The 16,070-nt window shown below is 63.3% G+C and carries 17 protein-coding genes; 10 read left to right on the forward strand and 7 right to left on the reverse strand.

Annotated elements, in window-relative coordinates; all coding sequences use genetic code 11:
• Positions 1 to 153: 153 nt before the first annotated feature.
• Positions 154 to 531: a HigA family addiction module antitoxin gene (locus tag DVU99_RS12675; protein WP_114240589.1), complete on the forward strand. Its 378-nt coding sequence runs from the start codon at positions 154 to 156 to the stop codon at positions 529 to 531.
• On the opposite strand, the gene DVU99_RS12680 is transcribed toward DVU99_RS12675, so the two are convergent.
• The 3 genes from DVU99_RS12680 to DVU99_RS12690 form a co-directional block, all read right to left on the reverse strand.
• Positions 528 to 1,553 carry a hypothetical protein gene (locus DVU99_RS12680; protein WP_114240590.1) on the reverse strand — a complete coding sequence of 342 codons (1,026 nt, stop codon included), beginning with the start codon at positions 1,551 to 1,553 and terminating at the stop codon, positions 528 to 530. The two genes, DVU99_RS12675 and DVU99_RS12680, sit on opposite strands and share 4 nt — an antisense overlap.
• 276 nt (positions 1,554 to 1,829) lie before the next feature.
• The gene (locus DVU99_RS12685; RefSeq protein ID WP_114240591.1) at positions 1,830 to 2,618 is read right to left on the reverse strand and encodes an alpha/beta hydrolase; all 789 of its coding nucleotides are present in this window, start codon (positions 2,616 to 2,618) and stop codon (positions 1,830 to 1,832) included.
• A gap of 72 nt (positions 2,619 to 2,690) precedes the next feature.
• The gene (locus tag DVU99_RS12690; protein ID WP_232823594.1) at positions 2,691 to 2,990 is read right to left on the reverse strand and encodes a hypothetical protein; all 300 of its coding nucleotides are present in this window, start codon (positions 2,988 to 2,990) and stop codon (positions 2,691 to 2,693) included.
• Positions 2,991 to 3,407: 417 nt separating this feature from the next.
• Here DVU99_RS12690 and DVU99_RS12695 point away from each other — a divergent pair, with 417 nt between their 5' ends.
• A complete protein-coding gene (locus tag DVU99_RS12695) occupies positions 3,408 to 6,449 on the forward strand; it encodes a sensor histidine kinase (RefSeq protein ID WP_198670301.1) in 3,042 nt (1,013 codons plus the stop codon).
• Positions 6,450 to 6,454: 5 nt separating this feature from the next.
• Complete coding sequence (locus DVU99_RS12700; protein ID WP_114240673.1) at positions 6,455 to 7,087, forward strand: response regulator transcription factor; 633 nt, start codon at positions 6,455 to 6,457, stop codon at positions 7,085 to 7,087.
• A gap of 20 nt (positions 7,088 to 7,107) precedes the next feature.
• Here DVU99_RS12700 and DVU99_RS12705 read toward each other — a convergent pair whose 3' ends face one another.
• Positions 7,108 to 7,680, reverse strand: a complete 573-nt coding sequence (locus DVU99_RS12705) for a TetR/AcrR family transcriptional regulator (protein WP_114240594.1) — start codon at positions 7,678 to 7,680, stop codon at positions 7,108 to 7,110.
• A gap of 150 nt (positions 7,681 to 7,830) precedes the next feature.
• Here DVU99_RS12705 and DVU99_RS12710 point away from each other — a divergent pair, with 150 nt between their 5' ends.
• The 4 genes from DVU99_RS12710 to DVU99_RS12725 all read left to right on the forward strand — a co-directional run bounded on the left by DVU99_RS12710 (position 7,831) and on the right by DVU99_RS12725 (position 10,643).
• Positions 7,831 to 8,253 carry a hypothetical protein gene (locus DVU99_RS12710; protein ID WP_114240595.1) on the forward strand — a complete coding sequence of 141 codons (423 nt, stop codon included), beginning with the start codon at positions 7,831 to 7,833 and terminating at the stop codon, positions 8,251 to 8,253.
• Between the two features lie 62 nt (positions 8,254 to 8,315).
• On the forward strand, positions 8,316 to 8,747 hold the full coding sequence (locus DVU99_RS12715) for a cupin domain-containing protein (RefSeq protein ID WP_157971428.1): 432 nt from the start codon (positions 8,316 to 8,318) through the stop codon (positions 8,745 to 8,747).
• A 167-nt stretch (positions 8,748 to 8,914) separates the two neighbouring features.
• The gene (locus DVU99_RS12720; protein ID WP_114240597.1) at positions 8,915 to 9,895 is read left to right on the forward strand and encodes a cytochrome b/b6 domain-containing protein; all 981 of its coding nucleotides are present in this window, start codon (positions 8,915 to 8,917) and stop codon (positions 9,893 to 9,895) included.
• Positions 9,888 to 10,643, forward strand: coding sequence for a molybdopterin-binding protein (locus DVU99_RS12725; protein WP_114240598.1), 756 nt, complete (start codon positions 9,888 to 9,890; stop codon positions 10,641 to 10,643). Before DVU99_RS12720 ends, DVU99_RS12725 begins: the two co-directional genes overlap by 8 nt.
• 65 nt (positions 10,644 to 10,708) lie before the next feature.
• Here DVU99_RS12725 and DVU99_RS12730 read toward each other — a convergent pair whose 3' ends face one another.
• Positions 10,709 to 11,419 carry an rRNA pseudouridine synthase gene (locus DVU99_RS12730; protein WP_114240599.1) on the reverse strand — a complete coding sequence of 237 codons (711 nt, stop codon included), beginning with the start codon at positions 11,417 to 11,419 and terminating at the stop codon, positions 10,709 to 10,711.
• 160 nt (positions 11,420 to 11,579) lie between these two features.
• Between DVU99_RS12730 and DVU99_RS12735 the strand changes: the two genes are divergently transcribed.
• Positions 11,580 to 12,566: a fatty acid desaturase gene (locus tag DVU99_RS12735; RefSeq protein ID WP_232823595.1), complete on the forward strand. Its 987-nt coding sequence runs from the start codon at positions 11,580 to 11,582 to the stop codon at positions 12,564 to 12,566.
• 382 nt (positions 12,567 to 12,948) lie between these two features.
• Positions 12,949 to 13,347: a VOC family protein gene (locus tag DVU99_RS12740; RefSeq protein WP_114240600.1), complete on the forward strand. Its 399-nt coding sequence runs from the start codon at positions 12,949 to 12,951 to the stop codon at positions 13,345 to 13,347.
• A 158-nt stretch (positions 13,348 to 13,505) separates the two neighbouring features.
• Here the strand turns inward: DVU99_RS12740 and DVU99_RS20360 are convergent, their stop codons facing one another.
• Complete coding sequence (locus DVU99_RS20360; protein WP_114240601.1) at positions 13,506 to 13,859, reverse strand: lipid-A-disaccharide synthase N-terminal domain-containing protein; 354 nt, start codon at positions 13,857 to 13,859, stop codon at positions 13,506 to 13,508.
• 432 nt (positions 13,860 to 14,291) lie between these two features.
• Here DVU99_RS20360 and DVU99_RS12750 point away from each other — a divergent pair, with 432 nt between their 5' ends.
• Entirely contained in the window at positions 14,292 to 14,738 is a 447-nt protein-coding gene (locus DVU99_RS12750; protein WP_114240602.1) for an HIT family protein, read from the forward strand.
• 78 nt (positions 14,739 to 14,816) lie between these two features.
• Here the strand turns inward: DVU99_RS12750 and DVU99_RS12755 are convergent, their stop codons facing one another.
• Positions 14,817 to 15,767 carry a tetratricopeptide repeat protein gene (locus DVU99_RS12755; protein WP_114240603.1) on the reverse strand — a complete coding sequence of 317 codons (951 nt, stop codon included), beginning with the start codon at positions 15,765 to 15,767 and terminating at the stop codon, positions 14,817 to 14,819.
• Positions 15,768 to 16,070 lie beyond the last annotated feature (303 nt).

Consider the following 16,070-nt stretch of genomic DNA (forward strand, 5'->3'; position numbering starts at 1 on the left):
CGGATCAGTGATTTGTTGTGTGCAGGAGCGCACCTTGTGGGTGACCGTCCGTGGCGAAGGGCGGTCGCGCACGAGGTGCGCTCCCACAGGGGGAGAGCCTGTTTTGCTTTGGGTCGAATGCTGCCAATGCCATAAACCACTACACGGACAGCCATGACGGACATCATCCAGTTGCATCCGAACATCGAGATTGCGCAGCCACTTCCCGTCCGTCATCCGGGGAAGGTGTTGAAGGAAGACTTCATGAAGCCGAGGCAGCTCACCATCCCCTTGCTGGCCGAGCAATCGGGCCTGGATGCGTGGCGCATCAGCACGGTGCTGACGGGAACGCATCCGATACGGGCCAATACCGCGTTCCGTCTCGCGAAGGTGCTGGGTACCTCCCCGCACTACTGGCTTCTGTTGCAACTTACCCACGAGATACTGCTGGAGCAGCGCTTGCGCGACATGCGCGTCAAAGCGCACCCGAGTGAGGATGCGGAGGCATTCTGGCGCAGCCTTGGTCGTCGCCGGCGGCCATCTGATCCCTAGTCGCTCAGCACGTACGCGATGAACTCGGGTTGGTCTGGCATCGCGCTCGTATCGATGAACACGGAGGCTTGGCCCGGCAGACTGGTGTATTTGAGTACCTGCGGCGCACTGGTGCGTATCGCCACGTAGAAATTGCCATCGGGGTCAAAGGTCATGCCCGAGGCGTCGCCGGGAAGATGGGAGAGCAGCTGGGTGAGGTTGAGGGTCACCGTGGTGGGAGAGGGCGGCGTTGGCAATACGGCCGGGCAGGGCGCGCTCCATACTCCGTTGCTGGCGCTGACGTAGATGATGCCGTTGTTGATGAGGATGTGCGTCGGCTCCGTGAGCGCGGTGCTGATGCCCAGCGGCGTGGCGGTGTTCGCGTCGTAGAGGCGAATGAGGCCAGCCGGTTCGTCGGCCACGAAAAGGATGCCGCCGGAGAGGGCCACGTCACGCACGGACTTGTGCACCTTGCTGTCCTGCTCCGTTACATCCAGCCCACCCAGCGTAGTCGGCACGGGCGTCGTAGGGTCTACGCCGGGAAGCCCGCTCTTGGACGACGCCACGAACGTCCCCGCCAGAAACGTACCGTCCTCGAACGGCGGCTGGGTAAGGTAGGTCGGCAAGGCCGAAGCCGTAGCACTCTGGCCATCGGCGGACACATCGAGTCGCGCGACCACGTTGCTGTCCTGGTTGGACACGAAGCAATGTCCCTGGCCGTCGAACACCAGGTTGAAGGGATGATCGATGGAGTTGATGGTCCCCTCCTTCACGAAGTCGGACACCTCTTCGTAGGTGGCGACCAGGCCCTGGAAACAGCGGATGTCATCGACCCGCGTGCCGCCGCTGGCCACGTAGAGATAGAGGTTCTGGAAGCAGAAGCCGCGCAGCTCGGCGAGGTCCTTGCTCTTGATGGTCAGCACCTTGTCCTTGACCTGGTTGCCGGCATCGTCGAAGGCGTAGATGTTGTTGGTCTTGTCCTTGCTCTTTCCCTTGCCCGAGTCCGTGTCCGAGTCGCTGCCGTGAAAGGTGATCAGGAACATGGGTACGCCCCTCCCGAACGAGAAGATCAGTGATGCATGCGGGGTAGTGATCGAGATGGCTGGTGAAGGCCTGAGCGCCCTCGTGCGCAGTGTTTAATATCCGCAGGGAGGGCGGCGTTCCATTTGACGAAAGCCATAGACCGCAAGGTGGCACACGCACGGTGCACAGCGCTTGCGTACTCAACGCACTGAGCGCCCGTTTTCGCTTGGCGTCGGTGGGTTGTTGCCGGACTTCCGGAAGAATGGCCCCGGTCGGGGCCATTCTTGGGGGCTGTGCTATTTCGACGCCACGGCCGACGACGACTGGACCTTCTTCGCGGCCTGCTCGATCAGTGCTGCCACGGCCTTGGGGTTGGATACGTAGATGGCATGGCTGCCGGGTACTTCCTTGGTAGTGGCGTTGGCGCGCTTGGCCATCATGCGCTGGGCGCCGATGGGGATCATCTTGTCGTCGGTCACCAGCAGGTACCAGCTCGGCTTGGTCTTCCAGGCGGCCTGGGTGATGGTTCCCGACAACGCGGCCACGCCCCACGGCACCTGCGAGTTGGCCATGAACTGCGCTTTCTGTGGCGGCAGGTCGCCGGCAAACGATGCCGCGAACTTCGCGCTGTCCAGCATCAGGAAGCCGTCCTTCGGCGGCAGGATCGGCGGCTGCGGTGCGCCCGGTGGTGCGCTCTTGATGATGGTATCCACCGATTCGCCGTTATCGAGTGCGAACGCGGTGATGTAGACCAGCGCCTTGACGTTCGGTTCGTTGCCCGACTCGGTGATGACAGCGCCACCGTAGGAGTGGCCCACCAGCACGACCGGGCCGTTGTGGGATTCGATCGCGCGCTTGGCAAAGGCGACGTCGTCGGCGAGGGTGGTGGTCGGGTTCTGCACGATGGTGACGTCATAGCCGTCGTGCTTGAGGATGTCGTACACCCCTTCCCAGCCCGATCCGTCGACGAAACCGCCATGGACGAGGACAACAGCCGGCTTGGCGTCTTGTGCGTGTGCCGGTCCAATGGGCGTCAGTGCCGCGCCGCCGATCAGGCCGGCCGCGATGTATTTACTGAAGTTCATAGAGAAGGCTCCTACAGCGCGGCGATGAAGGTGAGCAGCGGCGCTGTTGCGCTGCACACCCCGTGGCTCGATCTATGGCGGAGGCAGTTCGATGGTGCGGCGGCCGAAGAGTCGGGCATCCAGCGAGTAGGCACCGGGGCCAAGCAGGATCAGCGCGACGATCTGCAGGCATGGACCCAGCATGGCCGGCGACAGCGCCGCGGTTGTCAGGCCGCTCCAGGCGAACAGGCCGAGCAGGACCATGCCGGCAATCGAGGTCATGACGCCGAGGACGATGGCCAGGCCGAGCAGCACGACCAGCGCCAGCTGCCAGTCGTCGACATGCCATGGCTGGCGGGCAGCCATCTCCAGTGCGATCGCCAAGCGGAGCATAATCAGGCCCAGACCCGGTAACCCTTGCGGAAACATGGAGTAGAGTCGCTGCACCGCGATGGCACCTCTGGATGACCCGTCAGTCCTGCCTTGGCAGGAGCGAGAAGCAACGGCGAAATCGGAGCGATACCCAAGCGTAGTCAGGCGCAACTTGAACCGGCACCCGCAATAGTCGGAAAGGGGCATCCCCCGATCAGGGGATGTCAGGCAGGCGTTGTTGCAGTGCGATGAGCGTGCGCGCAAGCGGGCAGGGAGCGGCCTCGGTGGTTCGTGCGCTCTGCCCGGTGAATGCACTCAGGCCAAAGCACCAGGGAAGAGCGTAGGGCGCCAGGCGGTTGGCCCGGCTCTACCGGCTGCCGTGGGGCGTGCATGTAGGTCACCCTTGGGAAGGTGGTGTGCATGGTTGTGAACGGGGACATGCAAGGCCGTGTTCACCGCGCTGCCGGCGGCATGGGCGTGGCTTTTCTGGTTTTCGCCGCCAGCCTGGTGCTGGCCGTGTGCGCGCGTGCCGATGGCATCCCGGCGCCGCTGGGGATGCATCAATGGCTGGACACGTCCTGGACCTTCGAGCGTGGTGCTCCGGGGCAGGTGTCCATGCTGCACCAGTCGCCCGATGGCTTCCTTTGGCTGAGCGCCGCGCAGTCGCTCTATCGTTTCGACGGCGTGAGGTTCGAGCGTTTCCTCGCCGACGACAACCAACCCATCAGCGCCACGCGAACGATGATCGACGCCCCCGACGGCAGCCTCTGGATAGGGTTGACCACCGGTGGCATCGTGCACCTGCAGGGCAGGCATGCCGTGCGCTACGCGAAAGCGCAGGACGCTCCGTATGGCACGGTCAGCTACATTGCCGTCGATCCCAATGGGCGGGTGTGGGCGGCGAGCAACGACACGCTGCATTACCTCGATGGGGAGCGATGGAAGAAGGCCGATGCGGCCGTTGGCTATCCGGGTGGGAACTGCTCGGCGCTGCTGGTCGATCGCGACGGCACGTTGTGGGCAACCACCGAAACATCGCTGCTGCGCAAGGCGCGCGGCGACAAGTCCTTTGTCGACACGGGTATCAAGGTTTCGCTTGTCTACAGCCTGTTCCAGGCGCCTGACGGCAAGATCTGGGCGGCGCAGCGAAACCTTGTCGGTCCGCTGGCAACGGCCGATGGCCGGCCTTATGAGGGCACCGTGCGATTCACCTGGGACTCGGCCGGCGCCGTGTTCGCGCGCGACGGCACCCTGTGGCTGAGCACCCTGGGTGACGGACTCAAGAGGATCTACCTGGATGCCCACGGCGAACCGGTGGCGGGGCAGGCCACGGAGACGTTCACTGCCGAGGATGGCTTGAGCGCCGACTACACCTGGCCGATTCTGCAGGACCGCGAGGGCAACATCTGGGTAGGCACCAGCGCAGGGCTGGACCGCCTGCGACCCAGCGCGCTGGCACGGGCTCCCTTTCCCTCCAATGGCCACGACTTCGTGCTGGCGCCGGACACGCAGGCTGGCGTGATTGCAGGAACCACCAATCTTCCGCTCATGCGCCTCGATGGCGACAGGCTGACCACGCTGGGTGACGGTGGCGATGGGCCGGTCACGCCGTTCCGGGCTGCCTTGCGGGACGAACGGGGAACTGTCTGGCTCGGCAGCGACGACGCACTTTGGCGTTGGCAGGACGGCACGCTCGCCCGCGTGGCGGCAGTGCCTGCCGTGCCCGGCATGAAGCGCATCCGCGTGCAGGGCATCGCCAGCGACCATGCCGGCGGCGCGTGGGTCTCCATCTGGAAACATGGCCTGTGGCATTGGCATGACGGCACCTGGACAAAGGTGTCGGACGTGTATGCGTTCGCACTGGCCGCCCCTTCCGCCGGGCAGCTGTTGGCGCTGGGCCGCGACGGATTGATGGTCTACGACAAGGGCGTGCTGAGCAGGACCATCGACCTGTCGTCACTGAAGCTGTTCGACCCGACCATCCTCAGTATCCACGGCAGCCACACATGGATCGGCGGCCAGGTGGGCTGGGGCGTGTTCGACGGAAAGAACGTCAGGGCCATCCACAGCAGGGGCGAGCAGATCTGGGGCATCGCCGCCATCATCGAAACGCCCGAGGGCGACCTGTGGATCGACGCGGTGCCGGCGATCTTCCATGTGCCCGCCGCCGAGGTGTCGCGTGTGCTGGCCAGTCCGGATGCAGTCATCGGCGACTTCACGAGCTACAACTACCTGGATGGATTGCCCGGTCGTCCGTCGCTCATCACGCCGATTCCCGGGGCGGTCAGGACGGATGACGGAAAGCTGTGGTTTGCGACCAGCAATGGGGTGGCCTTCATCGATCCTGGCCGCATACCGTACAACCCGCTGCCGCCACCGTTGAGCATCACCGCAGCCCGGATCGACGGAAAAGACGTGGCGCTGGGCGAGAAGCTGGTGTTGCCCAGGGGCGCGGCCAACCTGGAAATCGATTTCAGCGCATTGAGCCTGACGATGCCCGAGCGGGTGAAGTTCATGTACAAGCTCGTCGGCTGGGATCAGGACTGGCAGGATGTCGGCACGCGCCGCACGGCCTACTACGGCCGGCTGACGCCGGGCAGCTACCGCTTCGTGGTGCGTGCTTCCAACAACGACGGCGTGTGGAACAACCAGGGCGTGGCGCTCGGCATCGAGGCGCTGCCGCTGTTCTACCAGACGTTGTGGTTCAAGCTGCTGTGCGTGGCGGCGTTCATTCCACTGGTCTGGCTGGCGTACCGTGCCCGCTTTCTCTACCTGGAGCGGAGCATGCGCGACCGGCTCGAGGTGCAGCATGCCGAGCGCGAGCGCATTGCGCGCGATCTCCATGACACCTTGCTGCAGAGCGTGCAGGGACTGGTCATGCACTTCCAGTCGGTGGCCGAAAGGATCAGCAGCGAACCGGAAGCGCGCAAGGCCATGGACGGCGCTCTCGACCGGGCGGACAAGGTAGTCGCGGAGGCGCGAGGCCGCGTGCTCGACCTGCGCAGCGACGCACAGGGCGAGTTGCACGAGGTGCTGAGGAAGACCGGCATGGAATTGACGGCAGGGCAGCCGATGCGTTTCAGGGCGCTGATCGAGGGAAGGCCGCGCGAACTCAGCGCGCGCGTGTACTGGGAGGTGCTGGCCATCGCCAAGGAGGCCATGTTCAATGCGTTCCAGCACTCCAACGGCACGCTGATCGAGTCTGAGATCGCCTATCTGGCCAGCGGGCTGCGCGTACGCCTGCGCGATGACGGCATCGGCCTCTCCGAGGCCTTGCTGCAGGACGGACGTTCCAACCATTGGGGGCTGACCGGGATGCGCGAGCGTGCAGACAAGATCCTTGCGAGTTTCCGTATCCTGTCCCGCGAGAGAGAGGGCTGCGAGATCGAAGTCATGGTGCCTGCACGGCTTGCCTACGTTCGCCAGCCTGGCCTCTACAGCCGGTTGCTCGAGCGCACGCTCCAGTGGGTGAAGTGGTGAACGTGATGCGCATACTGATGGTCGACGACCACCCGCTACTGCGGGAAGGCGTGGCGGCGGTGATCGACGCGCAGGACGACATGTCCATCGTCGCGGAGGCCTCCAGCGGCATCGAGGCCATAGCGAAGTTCCGCCAGCATCGGCCGGACATCACCCTGATGGACCTGCAGATGCCGGGCATGGGTGGCGAGGACGCCATCCGCGCCATCGTTGGCGAGTTTCCCGGTTCACGCATCATCGTGCTGACGAACTACAGTGGTGATGCGCAGGTCATCCGCGCGATGAAGTGCGGTGCATCGGCGTACCTGCTCAAGAACATGCTGCGAAGCGATTTGCTCAACACCATTCGCCGGCTTCACGAGGGCAAGCATTACCTGCCCAGCGAAGTCGCCGGCATCATCGCTGCGCACATGATGGACGACGTGCTCTCGTGCCGGGAGCTGGAAGTGCTCAAGCTGGTGTCGCGCGGCTACTCCAACAAGGAGATCGCCAACGCCATGCATATCAGCGAAGAGACCACGAAATCCCATGTGAGCAACATCCTGTCCAAGCTCGGGGCACGCGACCGGACGCAGGCCGTGGTGCTTGCCGCACGCCGGGGCATCATCGACATCCTGGATGGGACGCTCGACGGATAGCCCGGCCGGGCGTGGCGGCGCTAGGCGTTCAAGGCCAAGGCCGCCTTGCGCGCCGCCGCGGCAATCTCGCTGCTGATGGCCGGATCGTCCACGGCTCGCGCCAGGGTCACGCTGCCGACAAGCAGGGCGAGCAGGCTGATGGCCTCCTCTCGCCTGGCCTTGGGCGTGCCATCGAGGCCGGCTGCCACCGCATCGATGATGGCGCGCAGCTCGATTTCGTAGGCCCGGCGGGTTGCCTCATCGGCACGCGCCACTTCGCCGGAGAGGCTTTGCAGGGCGCAGCTGTCGGCCAACTCGCAGGTGCGCCGGTCGCCCAGGTAGAAGTCGATGAAGCCCTTGCGCCAGCGCGTGCCCAGTTGCGCGCGCATCTGTTCCACGCCGCGTTGGAGGTCCTGCATGCCGACCACCACGGCTTCGCGGAAGGCATCCGCCTTGGATTTGAAATGGGCATAGAACGCGCCCGAGGTGACCTCGGCGTCCTTGGCCAGTCCGTCTACGCCGGAGCCGCCAAAGCCCCGGCTGCGAAAGCCGCGCCCCGCGCTCTGGAGAATTCGTGCCCTGCTTTCTTCTTTCTGACCGGGTCGATGGGCCATGTGACATCTCCACATAACGATCACTATTTGGTGCTTGACGACATAACGATCGTTATGGAACGATCGAAGCATCACGATCGTTATATGGCGACCGTGAAGCATGAACAAGAGCTCTGTCCGAACCCACCACAGGATCAAGGAGTTATTGCTATGCCTATTTCAGTGCAGGTCACCAAGGGACTGCTCTCCCACGAGGGCGAACGCCAGGTGCTGCCGCAGGTCGCCGAAGCCCTGCTGCGGGTGCACGGCCTCACCGGCAACACCTTCATGACGCCCAATGTCATCGGGCATCTGCTGGTGAACCCGCCATCGGAAAGCTATGTCGATGGCGGCTGCCACTCGCTTGCGGTGATCGAGGTGAAGGTGCCGGCCGCGACCTTCCCCGATGCCGGCGTCAAACAGGCGTTCGTGGCCGAAGTCACCGACATCATCGACCGGCTGAAGGCCGGGGACCATCCGCGCCAGCGCACCTTCGTCAATGTCACCTACGCCGTCGACGGCGCGTGGGGTATCGGCGGCAAGGCCTATACCAACGAGGAGTTGGGCGCGGCCATCCAGCAAGCGGCAGCCTGATCGATCCTGCCGCTACGCCGTGATGCTTTCCCGATGTCGTCGCCATGCGAAGGAGCACGCCGATGAAAACCCTGTCCTCATGGCGAGCCATCCGGGCCTTGATGGCGCTGGGGTGGCTGGGAGCCATGCCCGGCGTGCTGGGGGCGACCGATGACGGCCGGCCTGTGCCTGCCGTCATCACCCGCACCGAACTGGAACACAGCGACGTGCCGGGCACCGATCTGGAAACCAGGCTCTATCTGATTGTCCTGCCACCCGGTGCTGCCGCGCCGGTCCACCATCATCCGGTGGAAGGTATCGGTTACATCGTGGAAGGCGCAGCGCGCTCGGCGTTTGGCCAAGAGCCGCCCGTGACGCTGATCGCGGGCCAGTCATTCCACGACAAGGCCGGCATTCCGCACACCGTGTTCGAGAACGCGGATGACCGCAAGCCATTGCGTTTCATCGTGGCCTACACGGTGAAGAAGGGCAGTCCGGTGATCGAGGTTCCGTGACGCGAGTCCGAGGGCAGCGCCTGGGGCGGATGCCGCCGAGGCGAGTGTCCAGGCGAGCACCGGCGGGTCTCTCCCCGATCCTGCAGCGAAGCCGGTGCACCGGGCGCGGGCGCGAGTAAACTGGAGCGCGTACCGTTCGGCGTGCCCTGCTTCCCTGGAGTATGGCCATGAGTGCGCAAGACCTCGATGCTGGCGTACCCCCTGCAATTCCCGAGCCGGTGGCGGAGTCCCGCAGGCTGGTGTATCGGCACCCGCTGCCGATCCGGGTCATGCACTGGATCAATGTCGTCGCGTTGACCCTGATGCTCTTCAGCGGTCTGCAGATATTCAACGCGCACCCAAGCCTCTACTGGGGCAACCGATCCGATGCGGGGACCGAGCTGCTCACCCTGGGTGCCCGCCAGGATGCGACGGGAAAGCTGGTGGGCATCACCCGCGTGGGGCGGCATGAGTTCACCACGACCGGCGTGCTGGGGGTGTCCAATGGAAGCGATGGCAGCCCTCAGGTGCGCGGGTTTCCATCGTGGCTCACCGTGCCCGGTCCGCAATGGTTGTCGATGGGGCGACGCTGGCACTTCTTCTTTGCCTGGGTGTTTGTGCTGAACGGGCTGTGCTACGTGGGCTACGCCCTGGCCACGCGACACCTGCAGCGCGACCTGTGGCCCACCGGGTCGGACTGGCGTGGCATCGGGCGATCCATCATCGAGCACCTGCGCTTCAAGCACCCCCATGGCGACGAGGCGCTGCGCTACAACATCCTGCAACGGCTTGCGTACCTGGTGGTGATCTTCGTCTTCGGCGTGGGCATCGTCCTGATGGGACTGGCGATGTCGCCCCGCATGGACGCCGTGCTTTCGCCCATGGTCGAAGCCGTCGGCGGTCGACAGTCGGCGCGGACCATTCATTTCATCATCGCCTGGGCGTTCGTCGCCTTCGTGCTGATCCATGTATTCGAAGTGTTGATCAGCGGCGTATTCAACCAGCTGAGGGGCATGATCACCGGCTACTACGCGATCGATGCGGCGCCCGCCGGGGCGCCACCCGCCGAGGCGGTCTCACCGGGCCCGGTCGATCCCGCCGAACCGGCTCCACCGAGCCCGGACGATCCCGTGGAGCCGGCTCCGCCAGAGGAACGCCCGCATGACTGACCGTCGATCGTTCGTGCGCATGGCCATCGTGGGGGCAGCCGGCATCCTCGTTGCTGCGTGCGACCGCATTTCGCAGTCCGCATGGGGCCCCAATGTGCTTGGCAAGGCGGAAGGCTTGAATCGCCGTGTGCAAGCCTTGTTGTCGCCGTCCAGCAGCATGGCCAGGGAGTATGGTGAAGCCGACATCTCGCCGGTGTTCCACCCTAATGGAACCACCATGCCGGGCACGCCCGCCTATCAGGCGCTGTTGGCCAACGGTTTTCGCGATTACCGGCTTCAGGTGGATGGGCTGGTAAGGCGGCCGGCCAGGCTTTCGATAGACGAGCTTCAACGGCTCGACGTATGCACGCAGATCACCCGGCATGACTGCGTGGAGGGCTGGAGCGCGATCGGAAAGTGGCGGGGCACCCGGCTTTCCGCCGTGCTCGATCACGTTGGCGTGGACCCGCGCGCACGCTTCGTGGTGTTCCATTGCTTTGACGAAATGGAGCAGGACACGCCTTACTACGAGAGCATCGATCTCACCGAAGCCAGGCATCCACAGACCTTGCTGGCCTTCGCATTGAACGACAAGCCATTGCCGGTTCCCAACGGGGCGCCCCTGCGCCTGCGGATCGGTCGCCAGCTTGGCTACAAGCAGGCGAAATACCTGGCCCGCATCGAACTGGTCAGTTCATTCGAGGATATCGGCGATGGCCAGGGCGGCTATTGGGAGGATCAAGGCTACGAATGGTATGCGGGCATCTAGCCGCGCGTCGTTCCCACCCGCCCCGAATTACCGCAGATGCCTCACGGCAGCGCCGAGGCAGGGCATCAGAACCGATCCGTGCTGGCCAGGTAACGCCATTGACCCGGTGGGAGCCGGGACATGGGGATGCGGCCGATGCGGATGCGCTTGATGGCGATGACCTTCAAGCCGACGGCATGGCACATGCGCTCGATCTTGTCGGGGGCGATCCGCTTCAGGGCGAAGCGCAGGTGGTTTTCGTTCTGCCAGCTCACCTTGATCGGTGGCAGCGCATAGTTGTCGAAGCTGAGGCCATGGTTGAGCAGGGCCAGGCCATCGGGTGCGAGCTTGCCCGTGACCTGGACCACGAGCTCCTGCTCGATGCGGTCGAAATCTTCTTCCAGGCGACGCCTGACCCGCCAGTCCTGGGTGAAGACCAGCAGGCCTTCGGCCTTGTCGGGCAGGGGCAGCGGCGACTCCAGGCGGGCAAAGTGACGCCTCAGCACGCGCACGCCGGAGCTGTCGTCCTCGGCATGGTTCTCCACCCGGATCAGTGCGCGTGCCTCGTCGATCGTCATGCCGGCGGGCTTGTGGAGCACCAGCGTGGCTGGCTCCACCGGTTCGAGCCGCGCCTGGGGATCGATCTCGATGTGCTGCTCCAGCACTTTGAACTGCGGTTCCTCGACGACCGTGCCATCCACGCGCACCCAGCCGCCCTCGATATACATTTCAGCTTCGCGTCGCGAGCACTGGGCCAGGGCGGCGACACGTTTGGCGAGGCGTACGGGTTCGGTCATTGGTGTTGCCAGGAGGTTGTCGGCCCCAATTATAGGCCCCGTGGTTCCGGTGGGAGCAGGCCTCGTCCAGAGGGCGGGTCTTGATCGCCAGTGCACTCTTTCCGCTGTAAAAATGTGCTGCTAGGTTAAGTGGCGACCAATCCGTGCTGATGGGGGAAAGATGGACCTGCAGGTAGCGGTAGGGATGGATGGTGACCAGGCATCGGCCGAGCAGCGAACGGCCCGTCGTGCTTCCATCGACCAGCGTGCCAATCTGGCGTTGCTTGGACTCATTGCGATCGCGATTCTGGTTCAGCTCGCCGCATGGCCATTCCTGCTGCGGCAGTGGGGGATGCCCGCGCTGTGGATTGCAGTGCCGCTCGTGGTGCTGGCGCCAATGCATTGGGGGCTGATCCATGAGTCCATCCATGGGCGTCTGCTGGCCCAGCGGCGGTCGAACGAGTGGCTCGGGCGATCGCTGGCGATCGCTTTCATGTTGCCATTCGACGCCGTGCGCTTTGGCCATCTGATGCATCACCGATTTACCCGCGAAACGTATGACCGGCCGGATGTGCATGATGGCGTGACGCCTACGATGCTCGCGCGCATCGGTTATTACCTGCATTTGCTCGGCGGCTTCTACCTGGCGGAGATCGCACTGCCGTTGCTCACGTTTCTGCCGACGCCCGTGGTGCGCCGGCTCGTTGAGCGCAAGCTTCACAGCGACAATTCAATCGACCGGGACATCCAGCGGCTGTTTGTCGCCTTTGCCGGGAACGCGGACCGGCGTGGTCGTATACGCCGGGACTGGATGCTGTCGGTCACCCTGCATGCCTGCGCGTTCTATTTCTATGGGGCGTGGTGGCCTGCGCTTGCCGCGACAATGTTCCTCCGGGGGCTGTGGATCTCGCTGGCCGACAACCTGCCGCACTATGACGTTTTGCTCGAAGAAAAGGCGCGGGCCCGCAACTTCCGGGTGTCGGCCTTCTGGCGGCCGGTGTTGATGAATCATCATCTTCACCGCCTGCATCACCAGCATCCCACGCTGCCATGGACAGCGCTGCCGGCGCTCGCCCGAGCCGAAGCCGATGCTTCGGGCCCGAATGTCGAAGCCGGCTATTTCAGCGCGGCATTCCGGCAATTTCGTGGGTTTGGCAGGGTGCGTTGAAGAAGCCGGCCAGGGCGTGTCGCGTTTCGTTCTCTGGAACGGACAAATGCGTCGTCAGGGCAAACCGCCAGAGCCGGTGGCGAGTAATGTCGCAACCTACCGTGCGGTTACCTATCGGGCAGGTTCGAGAAGTTGGCCCAAGTGCCGAAGAGGTCACCATCGCCTTCATCGAAGGATGGCGAATGGCCGTCGGCTCGAATTGCGATCAGTTTCTGATTCATGGAAAGGCCCGCTTCCGTGTCATGCATAGCTTGCGAATCGGTCTGGCGTTTTGCCTGTCGACTAGCCATATCAGCCGGCGACTGCTGACAGCACGTTGGCAGTAACCTTTTTGTACAAATCCTCTCCGAAATTCCCACCGAGCTCGACAAGGAGAGGTTCCATGAAGTTTGCATCCACCCGGCTGATCGTCCGCGACATTCATGCGGTCGTCGGCTTCTACGAGAAGTTGACCAACCGAAAGGCGGAGTGGCTGGCGCCTGTATTTGCCGAGATCGTAACGACGGGCGCCACGCTTGCGATAGGCAGCGTTGAAACCGTTGCGCTCTTCAAGGAAGGCTCGGTCGAGCCAGCCGCCAACCGCACGGCCATCATCGAGTTTCAGGTCGACGATGTGGAAGCACAGTTCTCGCGACTCAAAGATGAGCTTGAGGTCGTCCTTGAGCCGAAAATGATGCCCTGGGGCAATCTTGCAGTGCAGTTTCGGGACCCCGAGGGCACCATCGTTGGCTTGTACACACCCATGACCGAAGCAGCCAAGAAGCGATTTGGTTCGCGTTAGTCGAACCTGATGGCATCGGGCGTGGCGATTTCCTCCTGGGAAAAATGTTCGCGTCCGACTGTGGTCCCAGCAGGTCGGCGCAACAAGTCCCCCTTTGTTGAAGCAACGCCGGGGTGTTGCGTCGGCCCTTTGGGCTCACTGCACGAAGCAGGCACCGGTCACTCCGATGGATGGTGCAGTGGGCTCTCGTTTTCGCCTGGCGTTCTCTTTAGAAGCCAAAGGTTGCGGGCGTATAGGAAAGGAAGAAAGGCATAGCTCAAGATAATGGGGAGCTTGTCTATGTGCAGGGCATATACAAGCTGCAAGGCGCTACCCCAAAAACTGAGCTGCCAGAAGATCGGCGGCACTACGAGTTGCTTCTTCCTCTCCGAGTGCAGCCATTGAATAACGAACCGCGAGCTAAAGAGCCCCGCACCGGCGAGGCCGATGAGCGTCCATACCCAAGAATCGCCATAGAGCCACGGGGCCATGCGGCCAACCAGGGGGAAGAGGAATCCGTTCGCTTCGTGCATTGAAAAGCTCAGCCTGTCGATGGCGGAGCCGTGATCTTGCGGGTACAACGGCCGCCCGGCAAGCTAGGGATGTTCGCTTCCGACCCAGAGCGGACCTCAAAGAAGGGCGCTTGTCGGACCGCTCAAGGGAGCTCGGAGAGGCAATGGAAGTGACATTTAGCGGTCGAAGAAGCCTGTGGTGGTACGTCAAATTCTTCTTTGCGTGCCAAGCAGCAGGTTTTGCACTCTGGATGCTTGTCGCCCTCGTAGCAATGCCGTTTGTTGGCTATAGCCTTTTTGATCTTCCCTTCGAAGGGCGAGGATATTTGTTTCTGCCGCTATATCTAGTGTGCGCGCCGGTAGTCTGGAAGTATCTTCGCTGAATGGTCCGCTTCTAACCCAAAACGGACATGACCAGGACGGCATAACAGGGTTTTCAGGGAGATTGTCCTAATGAAGAACGCTCCACCCGGGTACGAGTGTCCGTTTTGCGGTATTGCGGAGACGCTTCCGTCACCTGCTCCAGAATCAGCCGTTGTCCTGGTCGATGCCAACGTGTTCGCTTTGGTTCCGACGCACCACTATGCGGGGATCAAAGGCAACTGCTTGGTAGTGCCTCGGGGCCACTATGAAAACGTATTGGACATTCCGGACGACCTCGGCAGCGACTTCTTTTGTGCCACGCGTCGCCTGGCGCAGGCCATGCGAAATGCGTTCGGGTGTGAGGGCATATCCACTCGCCAACACAACGGTCCGGCCGGTAATCAAGATGTATGGCACTACCATCTTCATGTATTCCCTCGCTATTCAAATGACGGATTGAATGCGGGGCGCAAAGTGCCCTACGTCACCGAGGAACGAATTGAGCTGGCGGCCACTCTTCGGGCTGCGTTGCGGTAGCGTCTGTCTGCGATCCGAAGCGGATCCGTCACGGTGCGGCAAGCGCATGTCGTGGGCTTGGTGTTTCTCTGCCGGTTCTCAGGGATGTCCCTGGTCGCTGCTACCCGTCGTCGGCTCGTTTTTGTCCTTGGCGTCGTCGCCTTCGGGCGGCTTGACTGGGCTTAGCGGACCGACGCTGACAGTGCCGGTGATCGTGGTCGGGAGCCTTGGGTCATATGGATTGTCGGTAGAGCGCAGCTCTTGGTAAGCCACCGCACCATCGGTCTGGTGCGCGCCGACCACTTGCGCGGGGTCGCTTGTGTTGGGGCCGCCACCGGGACGTTGCAGGCCCGTTTGCGTGACGGCACCACCGCCGCTGATATCGTAGATGGGAGAACTCATGTGATTGCCCACGCCTGCGATGCCGCCCACTTCCACATGGGCCGCTGAGGAACCCACCCGCGAACCGGTGGCGTTCTGTCTCACCTCGCGCCAGCGCGCCTTGGCGCGAGGCAACGCCGCTTCGTCGCCATAGGTGGGTAACAGGTCGCGCCAGATCTCGTTGGCCTTGGCGAATTGTTCGGGCGTCAAATGCGCGTAGACCAGTTGGCGGGCGCGCACGTATTGTGGGTCGTTGCGTTCGGCGGCCAAGGCCATCCACGCCATCGCTTGTGGCAGGTCCACCGCCGAACCCTGGCCGCTCAGGTACATCACGCCAAGATTGTATTCGGCGGGCTTGTACGCCCACGAGGCCGCAACCTTGTACATCGCAATGGCGTGCGTGTAGTCACCTTTCCTGGCTGCCTGCGCGCCGAGCGCGAAGAAGTACTCGCCAGGCCGGGCATCGTCGAGCGGGGTGTTGAAGGCCTTGCTGTTGTCTTCGCCGGTGTCGGTAGTAGTCGTGGCTACCGGGGCCGCCGCTGGCGTCTGGGCATCGATGGGGATTGTCTTGAGCGCGTCCTGGTCGCCGGCGATGCCCGCAACGGGCCAGAAGGCGAATCCAGCGGCAAGGCACAACAAGGGCAACGTCGCGTGCTTCTGCAGGGCCATGGCAATCCGTCCATTGTCTGCGCAGGGAAACATTCCGCGGAAGGCTACTCCCTCGCCTCATACCCTAGCAACTGACGCCATCTCGGCCCTCCCGCGTCATTTCTTAGGCTTGGGTCTGGGCGGTTTCGCCTGTCTGGCGCGGGGCGCTCCAGGCTCACGGGGCAACCGGGCAAGGTATCTGGTTCCGCAAGACGCGGAGGTAGAAGGGCGCGGCGGTCACCATTTGAATGCCTAGCTGGAAGGTCTCCTCAAAAGCCCGGATAGTGGTAAGCGTGCTCCCGAAGGTTCGCTGCCCCTGGTGGA

The organism is Dyella sp. C9, assembly GCF_003332825.1.
Taxonomy (GTDB): Bacteria; Pseudomonadota; Gammaproteobacteria; order Xanthomonadales; family Rhodanobacteraceae; genus Dyella.